Consider the following 15,246-nt stretch of genomic DNA (forward strand, 5'->3'; position numbering starts at 1 on the left):
GGCAATCCCGGCAACCATGTCCTCCTCACTCACCCCGTAAGGACATCGTCATGGCCATCGCAAAAGCTGTTCCTGGCAAAACCCTGCTGACCCCGACCGACCACACGCTGATCATGATCGATCACCAGTCACAAATGTCCTTTGCGACCAAGTCGATCGACGCCGTCACCTTGCGCAACAACGCTGCGCTCGTGGCCAAGGCTGCGCGCGGGTTCAAGGTATCGACCATCCTCACCACGGTGGCCGAGAAGAGTTTTTCCGGGCCGATCTTCGATGAAATCAAATCGGTGTTCCCGGAACACAACGTGATCGACCGTACCAGCATGAACACCTGGGAAGACGAGCGCATCGCCGTCGAGGTCAACAAGTTCGGCAAACAGAAAATCGTCCTGGCCGGCCTGTGGACCTCCGTGTGCATCGTCGGCCCGGCACTGTCGGCCATCGACCAGGGTTTTGAGGTGTATGTGATTGCCGATGCCTGCGGCGACGTCACCACCGAGGCTCATGAAATGGCGATGCAGCGCATGATCCAGATTGGCGCGCGGCCCATGACCTCGCTGCAATACCTGCTGGAACTGCAGCGTGACTGGGCTCGTAGCGAGACTTACGAGGAAACCGTGAAAACCTCGATTGCCAATGGCGGTGCCTACGGTCTGGGCCTGATCTATGCCAAAACCATGTTCGGTGCCTCGGAAGGCCATTAAGCGCCTTCTAAAAACAAGCGACTCCGGACATTCCGGAGTCGCTGTCCCCGTGGTGATTGATCCATGAAGTTTTCCTCGCAAGACCTGAAACCCGCGCTGCCGATCTGGTTGTCGCTGTTGTTCGCGGGCACGGTCGGGACAACCCTGGCTGACGAGTCGACGCAAATCCCCCAGGGTTTTCTGGACGGCGCATCGTTGTCGGTGCTCAGCCGAAATTTCTACCTCAACAGTGATTATCGATCGCCCTCACCCGCGAACAAAAACTATAAACAGGAATGGACTCAAGGCTTTATCAGCGCTTTTGAATCCGGTTTCACACCCGGAGCAATTGGTTTTGGCCTCGATGCGCACGCTTTTCTGGGATTGAAACTGGATGGCGGCAAGGGCCATTCCGGGACGGGACTGCTGCCGGTGGATGCGGACAGCCGCAGCGAAGACAACTACTCCAGCGGCGGTGCGGCGCTGAAAATCCGGACCTCTCGAACCACACTGGCCTTCGGTGAAATGACAGTGGAAACGCCGGTGTTCGACACCGCGGACAAACGCCTGCAACCGGAGTACGCCACCGGCTTTCTGTTCAACAGCCGCGAAATCGACGGTATGAATCTGGTGGCCGGTCACTTCACGGCGTTCAAGAGCCAGGACAGTTCTTCGAGCAAGGACGACTTTTACGGCTATGGCGCCAACACCGAAGCGGGCGGCATCTCGTTTCTCGGTGCTGACCTGTTCACCCAGAGTCCCGTTGGCGGAGCGCTCTATGCTTCCGAGCTGACCGACACCTGGCATCAGTACTACGGCAACCTGCACCTGAAACAATCCGGCGTGTTCCTCGACGCCAATGCTTATCACACGCGGGACACCGGCCAAGCGCAGGCCGGCGCCATCGCCAACACGGCGTTCAGCCTGTCGGGCAAATTCACCCTCGATGTGCACGCCTTTACGTTGGCCTGGCAAAAAATCAATGGCGACACACCGTTCGATTTCGTCGGTGGCGACTCCATCTACCTTGCCAATTCGATCAAATACGCCGACTTCAACGGCGCCCACGAACGCTCCTGGCAAGCACGCTACGACCTCGACCTGGGTCCCTACGGGATTCCCGGTCTGAACTTCATGACCCGTTATGTGAAAGGCAGCCAGGTCGACGGCACCCATGCGCCCAAGGGCGGGGCCTACAACCCATTCGACGCGACGCTCGGTGAGTACGTGCCTCAACAAGGCAACGGCGGGCGGCATTGGGAGCGGGACATAGACCTGCGCTACATCGTGCAATCCGGACCGGCCAAGGGGTTGTCTTTGCAACTGTCCCATGTCTCGCATCGGGCCAACAGCGCCCAGGCCGGCGATGACATCGACAGGATCTACGTCGTTATCCAGTACCCGCTGACCTTCGGGCACCTCTGACAAGAAAAATGGCGGAAGGCAGCCGGAGTCGAACCTGCCCGGGAACGGATGCCGTCCCCCACCGGGTTTGAAGCCCGGCCGCGCCACCGGGCGCGATTGCCTTCCTTGAAGTCAGTGATCTGGGCGTTGTGCCAGCGCATTGTCGAGACGTATCTGGCGCTTGTCGCCAATGCGTCGGGTCAGGCCGAGCCGGTCGAAGTATTCGAGAATCTGGATGCTGCGCTTGCGACCGAGGCCCACCGCATCGCGAAACGCCGAAACCTGAATCACCGGGTTCTCTGTGGCCAGTTGCACTAGCATAGCCGCCAATCGACGCAACATCGCGTCGGTATAAAACAGGTCGCGGACCACTTGGTGCAGCAGTCCCAACCGCGCCATCTTGCGCAACAGCAAGCGCACCGTCGTCTCGTTGTGGCCAAGGTCGCGCACCCACGGAGGATTGAAACCCGCCTGTTCGAACAACGGCTGCAATTGTTGCCACAGGGCTTCGTCCTCCTCGCTTAATCGCACCTGATGATCGGGCAAATGCAGCCACGGCCCGCTGGCGACCAGGGCGCCGCTTGCCAGTAATTCGTCGAGCAGGCTGATGAATGTCGGGCGGTCCAGCGCAGTACCGGCGAATCGGCGCAGGCGATCTCTATCCGGCCCCATTTGATCCGGTTCAAGTTGGTGAAAACGGGCGAGTTGCTCCAGCAGCGGTGCTTTCAGGGCTTCCCAACGAGCCGCGCTGAACAGCAACGACCCTTGGCGCGTATTGATCAACCGTACATCGTCGGGTAAAACCCAGCGCTCACGAGGACGGTTGAACTGACGCTCCAGTCGCTGCGGATCGAGGCCGGTGTCACTGTGGGCGAGCAGCGCGGGCAGGACCTCCTCCAGGTTGCCGGTGATGTTGAGTGCCTGTAGCTGCGCCAATCGCTCGGAACTTCGGCGCTGTCGGGTCGGCGCGAACGGGTCCAGCACCCGGCCACCGCCGAGGGTGCGTTGGGCGCTCTGGTCGCGCAGGATCAAGGGATCGCCCTTCACCGCCTGCACCGGCGCATTCAGCAGGAGTTGCGCGAACATCCGCTCACCCGGCGCCAGGCTGGAACCCTCCAGCAACGCCACCCGCCCCGTCACGTCCTGAGTCCCCAGGTGAACATGCACGGGCTGGAAGTGCTCGAAGGGCTTGGGTTCGCTGGCCAGCAATTGCATCGCGATGTCCACGCGCTGGGTGGGTGCATACAGCCATTCGGCCAACAGCCAGTGGCCACGGTGAATCTGCTCCAGTGCCAGGCGCTCGGCGCTCAGGTTCAACGCCACTCGCTGGCCTGCAAATGCGGCGTCGGCGGGCTGATTCTGCGCATGCAAGCCTCGCACCCTTACGGGCTTGCCCTGCGGACCGAGCAGCAGCGTATCGCCGACCGCAACCTGCCCGGACAACGCCGTGCCGGTCACCACGATACCGGCGCCGGCCACGCTGAAAGCCCGATCAATGGCCAGGCGAAAGCCGCCGGTTGTGCTGCGTTGAAGGACTTCTTTTTGTGCATCGAGCAGGGCCTGGCGCAGTGTCTCGACACCCTCCCCGGTCACACTCGACAGTGCGATCAGGGGCGCGCCAGCCAATGGTCCGTGCGCCAGTAACGTCTCAATCTGTTCGCGGACAGTCTGCACTCTGGCCGGATCAACCCGGTCGCATTTAGTGATTGCGATCAGTGCCCGAGGAATGCCCAGCAATTCGACAATGGCCAGGTGTTCGCGGGTCTGGGGCATGACGCCGTCATCCGCCGCTACCACCAGGAGCACCAGATCAATGCCCTGCGCCCCGGCCAGCATGTTGTGGGTGAAGCGTTCATGGCCGGGCACATCGATAAAACCGGTCAGGGCTGAGCCAGGTTCCAGCGCCGCGTAGAGGTAACCGAGGTCGATGGTCATGCCCCGTTCGCGTTCTTCGCGGCGACGATCACCGGTCTGGCCGGTCAACGCCTGGAGTAATAACGTCTTGCCGTGGTCGATGTGCCCTGCGGTGCCGACGATCACCCTACGGCTCCTGCAATCGATCGAGTTGTGCCAGCCATGCCGCCTCGTCGTCCAGTTGTCGCAGGTCCAGCCACAGCGCGTCGTCATCGATGCGCCCGAGTACCGGAATCGGCAAGGCACGCAGGGCGGCTTCCAGGCCGTGCAAGTGTCGTCCGCGAAGGCGTTTGGACGTGTGCGGTCGCAGGCACAAGGCAGCGCTCGGCAATCGAGCCACCGGCTGACTGCCGCTGCCGATCATGCCCAGCGCTGGCACTGCGCTGACCTGCCAGCCTTCGCCCAACACGTGGGCCAGTGACGGTTGCAGACGCTCAGCCTGGGCGAGGATATCGGCCTGCGGTCGGGTCAGCAGCCGCAGACTCGGCAAGCGCTCGGCCAGTCGATCCGGGTCGCGGTACAGGCCCAGCACGGCTTCGAGGGCGGCCAGGGTCAGTTTGTCGACGCGCAACGCACGCTTGAGCGGATTCTTCTTGATCTTCGCGATCAGGTCCTTGCGGCCGACAATCAGCCCGGCTTGCGGACCACCCAGCAATTTATCGCCGCTGAAGGTGATGATGTCCGCGCCATCGAGCAGTGCCTGGCGCACCGTCGGTTCGGCGGGCAAGCCCCAGCGGGTCAGGTCCAGCAGGCTGCCGCTGCCGAGGTCTTCGAGCAGCGGCAAGCCGTGTCGATGGGCCAGTTGCGCCAACTCGGCGGTCGGCACCCGGGCGGTGAAACCTTCGATGTTGTAATTGCTGGCATGCACCCGCATGACCAGGCCGCTGCGCGGACCGATGGCAGCTTCGTAGTCACGAGCATGCGTGCGATTGGTGGTCCCCACTTCATGCAGCCTGACGCCGGCCCGGGCCATGATGTCGGGTATCCGGAAAGCGCCGCCGATTTCGATCAGTTCGCCCCGGGAAATGATGCCTTCCTTGCGCGCGCCCAGGCTGTTGAGCGTCAGCAACACGGCGGCGGCGTTGTTGTTGACCACGGTCACCGCTTCGGCGCCGGTCAGCTCGCGGATCAGGCCTTCGATCAGATCGTCACGGTCGCCACGCTTGCCGCTGTGCAGATCGAATTCCAGATTGAGTGGATAACGGGCAGCGAGCTGCACCGCTTCGATGGCTTCGTCCGGCAGCAACGCCCGACCGAGGTTGGTGTGCAGCACGGTGCCAGTGAGGTTGAACACCCGGCGCACGTTACTGCGGTGCTGGATGGCCAAGCGTTCGCCGACCCGCCCGGCCAGGACTTGCGGCGTGACTTCTGCACCCTTGACCAACCCGTTATGAACCGGTTCGCGCAAGTCATCGAGCAATTGCCGCAGGCTGGCCAGCAGCGCGTCACGCCCATAGCGTTCAGCCAAGGGTTGGCAAGCGGGATGACGCAACAAACTGTCGATGGAAGGCAGCCGCAGGGGTTGGCTGGCGGAGGTGGAGGACATCAGGCGCTCCTGCAAACGTTGACCGTCGCGCCTGAGTGTAGCCGTTGAGCTCGAAGGGATAAGCTCAATCACCTGCGGGTGCGAGCAGAAGATTCGGCGCCGGGCGCAAGTAACCTTCCTGCTCCAGACGCATGTCCAGCATCAAGCTGGTCAGGTCCGTCGACAACGCCTCGGCTTCGGCATCGTTTTCCAAGTACAGCAATTTCAGGTAGCTGCGGCAGCCGGGGCAGACTTCCGCGCGCAATGGGGCCTGATTGGCAGCGTGGCGGCCGTCATCGAGGCTGACGTATTCAAGGCCTTTGCTTTGTTCGCAATACACGCATTTGACCCGCACCACATGCCATTCGCAGGCACACAGCGAACACACCAGATAGCGCAAGCCATTGTGCTTGCCACGGTGGCGAATCACCCCGGCCATGGCGGGCGAACCGCAGGCCGGACATTGGCTGAGGCTGTTGCCGGGCTTCAGCTCAAGATTCGGTGTGCTGAGTAACCAGTGACTCCAGGCGGCCTGCAACGCAGCGCCGAGAAACGGCACCAATGCGCTCGGCAACAGCGTGAACTGGCCGCAGACCAAGGCAATTGCCCAAGCCTTGCGCTGCCCGACGCTGGCACTGCGCAAGGTCGCCACGGCGTTTTCCACGGCGGGTTGCGGCGGTGCCTGATAACGCTGCAACAGCGCGTCGAGATAAGGCAACCAAGCCTCCTCGCGCACCAGACTGTCGGCGGCGAACGGTGGCAAGCCGTGCTGCTGGCAAACCTTCAGTCGTTCAGGGGCCGGCATCGTGGTCACGGGAGGATCATCCAGCAGACGTTGCTGCACGTGGCAGAGACCGGCCACCAGACGCAGGTAATCGGCCAGGGGATGTCCGTCAGCGAGTTTTTCCAGGCGCAGCGCCCGCAAGGTGAACAGGTTGTGCGGCGGCAGGTACAGAAACGGCGGTGAACTCGCCGCCGCTTCGATCTCTCCGGGCTCAAGAATTGTCGCCAAGGGGATTATCCTTTTTTGCTGATCGGGCGGTCAGGATGCTCGTCGCGGGTGACTTCCCGGTACCAGAGCGCATGATGCTTCCTCGCCCAGACACGGCTGACCCACCCATGCAACATGGCGCTGACCGAGCCCTTGATCCAGATACCGGCGTAGATGTGAACGATGATGCTCAGTACCAGCACAAATCCCGCCAACGCATGCAGCAGCATTGCCCAGCGAATGCTGGTGATGCCGAAGTACTCGCTGAAGTACGCGCGCCAGATCACCAGCCCGCTGAACAGCAGCACCAGCATGCAGGCCAGCAAGGTCCAGAACAGCAACTTCTGCCCGGGGTTGTACTTGCCGATCGGCGGCACGCCCTCCTCTTCGTTGCGCATCACCCGGTCGATGCGCCTGAGCCAGAGTCGGTCGTTGCTGATGAAGAAGTTTGCGCGCCAGAATTGAATCACCAGCCCGAGAAACAGCACAAACATCAGCACGCCCATGAACGGGTGCAGGATGCGCGTCCACGGTCCGCCGCCAAACAGATTGCTGAGCCAGAACAGCGCCGGATGGAACAACGCCAGCCCCGACAGCCCCGCCATGAAAAACAGAATCGCCACCAGCCAGTGATTGGTGCGCTGGTTTGAGGTGTAGCGCAGGATCGGTTTGTCGTTCATGGCTTGTCCTCGCCCTTCGGATCGTAAATGTGTACCGATGGATCGACTTCATGTACCGCGGGATCGACGGTGCCGGGAAGCTCATCCTCTTCGACCAACTGCGGTCCGACGCGCACGTAGTGGAAGAACCCGGCCAGCACCGCCAAGCCCATGGCCAGTAACCCCAAGGGTTTGCTCACGCCTTTCCACAGGTCCACCAACGGGCTGATCGCCGGGTGGTTCGGCAAACCGGCGTAGAGCACGGGCGTGTCCGCGTGGTGCAACACGTACATGACGTGCGTGCCGCCAACCCCCTCGGGGTCGTACAGACCGGCGTTTTCAAAGCCCCGGCTCTTGAGGTCGACGATGCGCTCGGCAGCGTGCACCTTCATATCGTCCTTGGTGCCGAACACAATCGCACCGGTCGGGCAGGTCTTCACGCAGGCCGGTTCCAGCCCCACGGCCACCCGGTCCGAACACAGCGTGCATTTGTAGGCTTTGTGATCCTTTTGCGAGATCCGCGGGATATTGAACGGACAACCGGTGATGCAATAACCGCAGCCGATGCAATGGTCCTGGTCGAAATCGACGATGCCATTGGCGTGCTTGATGATCGCCCCCGGACTCGGGCACGCTGCCAGGCAACCGGGCTCGGCGCAGTGCATGCAGCCGTCCTTGCGGATCAACCATTCCAGATTGCCGGCATCGGTTTCATGCTCGGTAAAACGCATCAAGGTCCAGGTTTCTGCCGTCAGGTCCTGGGGATTGTCGTAGGTGCCGAGGTTGTGACCGACGTCATCGCGCAGCTCGTTCCATTCCGAACAGGCGACCTGGCAGGCCTTGCAACCAATGCATTTGGTGGTGTCGATCAGTTTGGCCACTTCGTCCTGATTGCGCACCGAAGGCGAAACGGTGGTGGTGGCCGAACGGGCGATGATGTCTTGGCTGGCCATTTAGACTTTCTCCACGTTGACCAGGAATGACTTGGATTCCGGGGTCTGGGTGTTGCCATCGCCGAGGAACGGCACCAAGGTGTTGGTCAGGTAACCGTGACGCGTGAGGCCGGTAAAACCCCAGTGCAACGGGATGCCGATCTGGTGCACCACCTGATTGTTGACCTGCAGCGGACGGATCCGCTTGGTCACCACCGCCACTGCTTCGATATGCCCGCGCTTGCTACTGACCCGCACCCTGTCGCCTGCGACGATGCCTTTTTCTTTCGCCAGCACCTCGCCGATCTCGACGAACTGCTCAGGCTGGGAAATCGCGTTGAGCTTGCAATGCTTGCTCCAGAAGTGGAAATGCTCGGTCAGGCGGTAACTGGTGGCGGCGTACGGGTAATCCTTGGCCACGCCGAGGGAGTCCCACACCGAATCGAAGATCCGTGCCGCCGGGTTGCTGGTGGCGTTCTTGTTTTCGGGATGCAGCGGGTTGATGCCGATCGGCGTCTCGAACGGTTCGTAGTGCTCGGGGAATGGGCCTTCGTTCATCTTGTCGACGGCGAAGAAACGCGCCACGCCCTCGGGGTTCATGATGAACGGATTCATCCCGGCTTCCGGTGGCGAGTCGGCCTTGAAGTCCGGCACGTCGGTACCGCCCCAGACCTTGCCGTTCCACCACACCAGGCGTTTTTTCTCGTCCCACGGCTTGCCTTGCGGGTCGCAAGAGGCGCGGTTGTAGAGAATCCGTCGGTTTGCTGGCCAGGCCCAGGCCCAGCCCTGGTGTTGCTTCATGCCGTAGGGGTCGCTGTTGTCGCGCCGGGCCATCTGGTTGCCCGTCTCGGTCCAGCTGCCGCAGAAAATCCAGCATCCGGAAGCGGTGCTGCCGTCGTCCTTGAGCTGGCCGAAACCAGCGAGTTGCGCGCTGCTTTTGATGGCCGCACCGGTCGCATCGGTGAAGTCCGTCGTGGCATAGCCGTTGATTTCCCTGGCCAGCTCTTCCGGCGAAGGCTCATCGGCGATCTTGTACGGCCACGACAGCTTGAGGATCGGCTCGGCATACGCGCCGCCATTGGCCTGGTAGCGCTGACGCAGACGGATGAACAGCTCGCTCATGATCCGCACGTCGGTGCGCGACTCGCCAGGGCCGTCGGCGCCTTTCCAGTGCCATTGCAGCCAGCGGCTGCTGTTGACCAGCGAACCGTCCTCTTCGGCGAAACAGGTGGTGGGCAGGCGAATCACCTCGGTCTGGATACCCTCGGTTTGCACATCGTTGTACGGGCCGACATTGCGCCAGAACTCCGAGGTTTCGGTGGACAGCGGGTCCATCACCACCAGCCATTTCAGCTTGGCCAGCGCCGCCATGACGCGGTTCTTGTCGGGCAACGCGGCGATGGGGTTGAAGCCCTGGCACATATAGCCATTGACCTTGCCCTGGCCCATCAGGTCGAAGACTTTGAGGATGTCGTAGTTGGGGATGTCCAGTTTCGGCAAATAGTCGTAACACCACTGGTTGTCCGCCGTGGCATTGGCGCCGTACCAGGCTTTCATCAGGCTGACGTGGAATTTGCTGTAATTCTGCCAGTAGGACAGCTGCCCCGGACGCAACGGTTTTTGCGTGCGTTTGACGATATAGGCGGCGTAATCCTGCTCGGCGTCGCCCGGTAGCGTCAGGTAGCCCGGCAGCGCGTTGGACAACAGGCCCAGGTCGGTAAGCCCCTGGATGTTGGAGTGCCCACGCAACGCGTTGACGCCGCCGCCCGGCATGCCGACGTTGCCCAGCAACAGTTGCACCATGGCCGCACTGCGAATGATCTGCGAGCCGATCGAGTGCTGCGTCCAGCCCAGGGCATAGAGAATCGTCATGGTCTTGCCCGGTTGCGAGCACGTGGCGATTTCTTCCCAGATTTTCTGCATGGCATCGACCGGCATGCCGCAAATCTGGCTCGCCAGTTCGATGTTGTAGCGGCTGTAATGGTGCTTCATCAGTTGGTAGACGCAGCGCGGGTCTTGCAACGTCGGGTCGACTTTGACAAAGCCATCCTCACCGAGTTCATAGCCCCAGCCGGACTTGTCGGCGTAGATACGTTTGGCCGCGTCGTAGCCGCTGAAGATGCCGTCCTCGAAACCAAACCCTGCCTTGACGATGAACGACACGTCGGTGTAGTTGCGCACGTACTCGTGCTGGATCTTGTCTTCGGTCAGCAGGTAGTTGATCAGCCCGCCCATGAAGGCGATATCGGTGCCGGTGCGAATCGGCGCGTAATAATCGGCCACCGAGGCCGTCCGGGTAAATCGCGGGTCGACCACGATCAGCCGCGCCGCGTTGTGCGCCTTGGCTTCGGTCACCCATTTGAAGCCGCACGGGTGCGCTTCTGCTGCGTTGCCGCCCATCACCAGGATCAGGTTCGCGTTGGCGATATCGGTCCAGGTATTGGTCATGGCACCACGGCCGTACGTCGGGGCAAGACTTGCCACCGTCGGGCCGTGTCAGACACGCGCCTGGTTATCAAACCCCAGCATGCCGAGACTGCGAATGACCTTGTGGGTGATGTAACCCGCTTCATTGGACGCCGCGGACGCCGCGAGGAAACCGGTAGTCAACCAACGATTCACCGTTTGTCCCTGGGCGTTTTTCTCGATGAAGTTGGCGTCGCGGTCGGCCTTCATCAGGTCGGCGATGCGATCCAGCGCTTCATCCCAGGAGAGGCGCGTCCATTCGGTGCTGCCCGGCTTGCGCATTTGAGGGTATTGCAGGCGGCCAGGGCTGTGAATGAAGTCCAGCAGGCCGGCGCCTTTGGGGCACAGGGTGCCGCGATTGACCGGGTGGTCGGCGTCGCCCTCGATGTGGATGATGTTTTGCGCGACATTCTTGGCGGCATCGCCCTGGCTGTACATGATCACGCCACAGCCGACCGAGCAGTACGGACAGGTGTTGCGGGTTTCATGAGTGTGGGCAAGCTTGAAGTGGCGCACCTGCTCGGCGAAGGCCGGCGCCGGGGCCATGCCCAGCGTGCCCAGGCTCGAGCCCGCAAGGCCGATACCAGCGACCTTGAAGAACTGACGACGGTTGAGGTCCATCGTGCACTCCTGATCAGGTGGAGACCCGGTACTTTTGCCGGGGTTTTCTGGACGATCACGGTGACGGCAGCTTGGCTACCGACACTTGAAACTGTAGACAATGCTGTTACGGACTGTGTGAAAACCGACCGCCGGACAATCCCCGATACCCGCCAACGCACACACCCTGTGGGAGCGAGCCAGCTCGCGAACGCGGTGTATCAGGCGACATCAATCGCGACTGGAAAGCCGCTTTCGCGAGCAGGCTCGCTCCCACAGGGCTTGGCGCTTATCATGTCTGCCGAATTAATCCCGGCCTTTATGAGATGAGCATGACTTTCGATTTTGATCAGGTGTTCGACCGCCACAACACTGGCAGTACCAAGTGGAGCCGGTACCCGGCCGACGTGTTGCCGATGTGGGTCGCGGACATGGACTTCGCCGCGCCGCCGGTGATCATCCAGGCCCTGCAAAAACGTCTGGAACACCCGTTGCTCGGCTACAGCGTGGCTCAGGATGACTTGCGCAACGCCATCGTCGCCGATCTCTGGAACAAGTACGCCTGGCGCGTCGAACCTCAGGAACTGATCTTCCTGCCCGGCGTGGAGTCGGGTTTCAACATGGCGCTGCATGCACTGGTCCAGCCGCAACAGAACGTTGTGGTTCAGACACCCAACTACCCGCCGCTGCGCCATGCACCGGGTCATTGGGGGCTGAACAAGGTTGAACTGAATTTCGACACGATGACTGACGGTACGTATGCCACCCCGCTCGATGCCTTGCGCGAATCGCTGGCCGGCGGCGGCGCCCTGCTGCTGAGCAACCCGCACAACCCGCTGGGCAAGGTGTTCCCACGGGAAGAACTGCGAGCGGTGGCCGAAATCTGCCTGGAACAGGATGCCTGGATCGTCTCTGACGAGATCCACGCCGAACTGTGCTTCGACGGGCGCGTGCACGTGCCGGTCGCTTCGTTGAGCCCGCAGATCGCCAAACGCACCATCACGCTGATGTCGGCGAGCAAGGCCTACAACATCGCCGGCCTGAAAACGTCGTTCATGATCATTCAGGATCGGGCCGTGCGCGAGCGGGTCAACCATGCCCGCTGCGGTCTGGTCGACAGCGTCAACCCGCTGGGGCTGGAAGCCACCCGCGTTGCCTATAGCGAAGCCGGGCCGTGGCTGGTCGAACTCATGGCCTACCTGCAAGGCAACCGTGATTACCTGGTCGACGCGATTCGCACGCGGCTGCCGGGCGTCACCATGAACGTGCCGCAGAGCACTTATCTGGCCTGGCTCGATTGCTCGGCGCTGGGACTGGAGAATCCGCAGCAGTTCTTCCTGGAGCAGGCGAAGGTCGGGCTCAGCCCTGGCCTGGATTTCGGCGATGACAGCCAACAGTTCGTGCGCCTGAACTTCGGCTGCCCGCGATCGTTGCTTGAGGAAGGGATTGCGCGGATGGAGCGCAGTTTGCGTAATCGAAAAATCTGAATCCAGATCAAAAGATCGCAGCCTTCGGCAGCTCCTACAAGGTGTATGCAATTTTGTGTAGGAGCTGCCGAAGGCTGCGATCTTTTGATTTTTCGCGACATGAAATCCAACCGAACTCAAGGCAAAAGACCGGGGTCCACCCTTTTGACTCCTCTGCCTTGAGATCGGAGATTTCCCGATGACTGACTATCCGAAACCCCCCTTCAAGAAACAGAGCCAGCCAGTTCCCGGCTCTCAAAAGAAAATGGACCCCTACCCGGACTGCGGCGAACAAAGCTACAAAGGCTCGGGCCGGCTGGACGGCAAGATCGCCCTGATCACTGGCGCCGACAGCGGCATCGGTCGCGCGGTCGCCATTGCCTTCGCCCGCGAAGGCGCCGATGTCGTCGTTGCTTACCTCAATGAACACGAAGATGCACAGGAAACCGCGCGCTGGGTCGAACAGGCCGGCCGTCAGTGCCTGTTGCTGTCCGGTGACCTGGCGCAGAAAGCGCACTGCCAGGCCCTGGTGGACAAGACGGTCGAACGCTTCGGCCGGATCGATGTGCTGGTCAACAACGCCGCGTTCCAGATGACCCACGAAAACTTCGAAGACATCCCGGACGAAGAGTGGGTGATGACCTTCGATGTCAACATCACGGCCATTTTCAGGATCTGTCAGGCCGCGCTAAAGCACATGACACCCGGCAGTTCGATCATCAACACCAGTTCGGTCAATTCGGACACGCCCAAACCTACTCTCCTGCCTTACGCCACCACCAAAGGCGCGATCGCCAACTTCACCGCCGGCCTGGCGCAAATGCTGGGGCCGAAGAACATTCGGGTGAACTGCGTGGCGCCAGGGCCGATCTGGACGCCGCTGATCGTCTCGACCATGCCCGATGAGGAAGTGCAGAACTTTGGTGGACAGACCCCGCTCGGGCGGCCGGGGCAACCGGTAGAAGTGGCACCGATTTATGTGCTGTTGGCGTCGGATGAAGCCAGCTACATCACGGGTCAGCGGTATGGGATCACCGGCGGAAAACCGATGCTTTAAATTGAACCCAGCGCCAGTTCCAGAACTCCACATTTTATAGGCCCACTTGTGGCGGGCCTTTCGATATCTGGAGGTCAACGTGCGGCCCCCTGAATACCTGCGCGCGACCGTCGGTTGATCGCCAGAGGCCCTACATCGCGGCACCCACCCGGTGAGTACAGAGCATGAGTTTCATTTTATGGGTGGCTGTGTTGGGTGCGGTGCTGCTGACGCTGGCGCTGACCTCGTCGTACCTGCGCTGGATGCCGGTGACCACGTCGGCGGTGTGTCTGGTGCTGGGCGTCGCCATCGGGCCGGCGGGGCTTGGGCTGCTGAAACTGGACATGGCCGACGCCTCCACCTGGATGGAGCACCTGACAGAAGTCGCGGTGCTGTTTTCGCTGTTCGTCTGCGGTCTGAAACTGCGCTTGCCGCTCAGGGATAAAAACTGGCGTATCGCATTCGGCCTGGCCGGTCCGGTAATGGTGTTGACCATTGCTGGCGTCAGCCTGCTGTTGCACTACGGTTTCGAGTTGTCCTGGGGCGCCTCCGTGCTGATCGGTTCGATTCTGGCGCCCACCGACCCGGTACTGGCGGCCCTGGTGCAAGTCAACGACGCCCGGGATGACGACAGCGTGCGGTTTGGCCTCTCCGGTGAAGCCGGGCTCAATGACGGGATCGCCTTCCCGTTCGTGATCCTTGGGTTGCTCCTGCTGCAGCACGACGGCAATCCCGGCTGGCTGGGCGATTGGGCGCTGCGCAGCCTGCTGTGGGCCGTGCCCGCCGGTTTACTCACCGGCTACTGGATGGGGCGTGGCATTGGCCGCCTGACGTTGTCGCTGCGGATCAAAAATGATGACAGCACACTTTCTCCAAACGATTACCTCGCCCTCGCATTGATAGCCCTGGCGTATGTCGGCGCGGAGTCGATTCACGCCTACGGCTTCCTGTCGGTGTTCGCCGCCGGCCTCGGTTTGCGCCAGGAAGAGGCCAAATCCACCGGCCACGCGCAACCACCCGCCGAACACCTGGTTCAGCCGGTTGTCGGTCATCAGAACGTCGATCCGCAGCACGCCGTTCATGGTGATACCGACAACCTTGAAGACACTCAGGTCGCCGCGGGAATCATGATGGGCGACATGCTTGCCTTCGGCAGCCTCGTGGAACGGGCGATGGAGGTGTTTCTGGTGACGCTGCTCGGCGTGGTGCTGATCGCTCACTGGGACTGGCGAGCCCTGCCGATCGGTGGCGTGCTGTTTTGCCTGATCCGGCCGCTGAGCGTCATTGCCCTCCCGTGGGGTGGTTTGATGGATGGTCGGCAACGGATGTTGATCGGCTGGTTCGGCATTCGCGGTATAGGCAGCCTGTATTACCTGTTTTATGCCGTGAATCACGGCTTGGGTCAGTCAGTGGCAACCCTGTGTACCGACCTGACGCTGTCCGTGGTCGCGCTGAGCATCCTGCTCCACGGGATCAGTACGCAACCTGTTCTCGCCCGGTATGAGCGACGGAAGAAACAAAGTATTTGATTTTTAACCAGCGCTTTTAACGCTGGACCTATCGATTTTCC

The 15,246-nt window shown here is 61.4% G+C and carries 11 protein-coding genes and 1 tRNA gene; 5 read left to right on the forward strand and 7 right to left on the reverse strand.

Features of this window, described 5'->3' with window-relative positions; translation table 11 throughout:
• Positions 1 to 50: 50 nt before the first annotated feature.
• Together ACYZUD_RS06865 and ACYZUD_RS06870 are read left to right on the forward strand one after the other, a co-directional pair.
• Positions 51 to 704 carry a hydrolase gene (locus ACYZUD_RS06865; protein WP_462023241.1) on the forward strand — a complete coding sequence of 218 codons (654 nt, stop codon included), beginning with the start codon at positions 51 to 53 and terminating at the stop codon, positions 702 to 704.
• 63 nt (positions 705 to 767) lie between these two features.
• Positions 768 to 2,108: an OprD family porin gene (locus tag ACYZUD_RS06870; RefSeq protein ID WP_462023242.1), complete on the forward strand. Its 1,341-nt coding sequence runs from the start codon at positions 768 to 770 to the stop codon at positions 2,106 to 2,108.
• Between the two features lie 9 nt (positions 2,109 to 2,117).
• Here ACYZUD_RS06870 and ACYZUD_RS06875 read toward each other — a convergent pair.
• From ACYZUD_RS06875 to fdnG, 7 genes are all read right to left on the reverse strand, one after another.
• Positions 2,118 to 2,213, reverse strand: a tRNA-Sec gene (locus ACYZUD_RS06875).
• A gap of 6 nt (positions 2,214 to 2,219) precedes the next feature.
• Entirely contained in the window at positions 2,220 to 4,127 is a 1,908-nt protein-coding gene (selB, locus tag ACYZUD_RS06880; RefSeq protein ID WP_462023243.1) for a selenocysteine-specific translation elongation factor, read from the reverse strand.
• Between the two features lies 1 nt (position 4,128).
• Complete coding sequence (gene selA / locus ACYZUD_RS06885) at positions 4,129 to 5,547, reverse strand: L-seryl-tRNA(Sec) selenium transferase (protein ID WP_462023244.1); 1,419 nt, start codon at positions 5,545 to 5,547, stop codon at positions 4,129 to 4,131.
• Between the two features lie 64 nt (positions 5,548 to 5,611).
• Positions 5,612 to 6,538, reverse strand: a complete 927-nt coding sequence (fdhE, locus tag ACYZUD_RS06890; RefSeq protein WP_462023245.1) for a formate dehydrogenase accessory protein FdhE — start codon at positions 6,536 to 6,538, stop codon at positions 5,612 to 5,614.
• Between the two features lie 5 nt (positions 6,539 to 6,543).
• Complete coding sequence (locus ACYZUD_RS06895) at positions 6,544 to 7,197, reverse strand: formate dehydrogenase subunit gamma (RefSeq protein WP_462023246.1); 654 nt, start codon at positions 7,195 to 7,197, stop codon at positions 6,544 to 6,546.
• Complete coding sequence (gene fdxH, locus ACYZUD_RS06900; RefSeq protein ID WP_462023247.1) at positions 7,194 to 8,129, reverse strand: formate dehydrogenase subunit beta; 936 nt, start codon at positions 8,127 to 8,129, stop codon at positions 7,194 to 7,196. The genes ACYZUD_RS06895 and fdxH overlap by 4 nt, the downstream gene beginning before the upstream one ends.
• Positions 8,130 to 11,195, reverse strand: a complete 3,066-nt coding sequence (fdnG, locus tag ACYZUD_RS06905; protein ID WP_462023248.1) for a formate dehydrogenase-N subunit alpha — start codon at positions 11,193 to 11,195, stop codon at positions 8,130 to 8,132.
• Between the two features lie 311 nt (positions 11,196 to 11,506).
• Between fdnG and ACYZUD_RS06910 the strand changes: the two genes are divergently transcribed.
• The 3 genes from ACYZUD_RS06910 to ACYZUD_RS06920 all read left to right on the forward strand — a co-directional run bounded on the left by ACYZUD_RS06910 (position 11,507) and on the right by ACYZUD_RS06920 (position 15,205).
• Positions 11,507 to 12,661 carry a MalY/PatB family protein gene (locus ACYZUD_RS06910; protein WP_462023249.1) on the forward strand — a complete coding sequence of 385 codons (1,155 nt, stop codon included), beginning with the start codon at positions 11,507 to 11,509 and terminating at the stop codon, positions 12,659 to 12,661.
• A 178-nt stretch (positions 12,662 to 12,839) separates the two neighbouring features.
• Positions 12,840 to 13,697, forward strand: coding sequence for an SDR family oxidoreductase (locus ACYZUD_RS06915; protein WP_462023250.1), 858 nt, complete (start codon positions 12,840 to 12,842; stop codon positions 13,695 to 13,697).
• Between the two features lie 164 nt (positions 13,698 to 13,861).
• On the forward strand, positions 13,862 to 15,205 hold the full coding sequence (locus tag ACYZUD_RS06920) for a cation:proton antiporter (protein WP_462023251.1): 1,344 nt from the start codon (positions 13,862 to 13,864) through the stop codon (positions 15,203 to 15,205).
• Positions 15,206 to 15,246: the final 41 nt, after the last annotated feature.

The organism is Pseudomonas sp. XS1P51, from assembly GCF_054897845.1.

What these genes read in the sequence shown, in the direction of transcription:
- ACYZUD_RS06895 (WP_462023246.1), bottom strand. Translation starts at nt 7,197, where the DNA reads ATGAACGACAAACCGATCCTGCGCTACACCTCAAACCAGCGCACCAAT.
- fdxH (WP_462023247.1), bottom strand. Translation starts at nt 8,129, where the DNA reads ATGGCCAGCCAAGACATCATCGCCCGTTCGGCCACCACCACCGTTTCG.
- selA (WP_462023244.1), bottom strand. Translation starts at nt 5,547, where the DNA reads ATGTCCTCCACCTCCGCCAGCCAACCCCTGCGGCTGCCTTCCATCGAC.
- ACYZUD_RS06870 (WP_462023242.1), top strand. Translation starts at nt 768, where the DNA reads ATGAAGTTTTCCTCGCAAGACCTGAAACCCGCGCTGCCGATCTGGTTG.
- ACYZUD_RS06910 (WP_462023249.1), top strand. Translation starts at nt 11,507, where the DNA reads ATGACTTTCGATTTTGATCAGGTGTTCGACCGCCACAACACTGGCAGT.
- ACYZUD_RS06915 (WP_462023250.1), top strand. Translation starts at nt 12,840, where the DNA reads ATGACTGACTATCCGAAACCCCCCTTCAAGAAACAGAGCCAGCCAGTT.
- ACYZUD_RS06865 (WP_462023241.1), top strand. Translation starts at nt 51, where the DNA reads ATGGCCATCGCAAAAGCTGTTCCTGGCAAAACCCTGCTGACCCCGACC.
- ACYZUD_RS06920 (WP_462023251.1), top strand. Translation starts at nt 13,862, where the DNA reads ATGAGTTTCATTTTATGGGTGGCTGTGTTGGGTGCGGTGCTGCTGACG.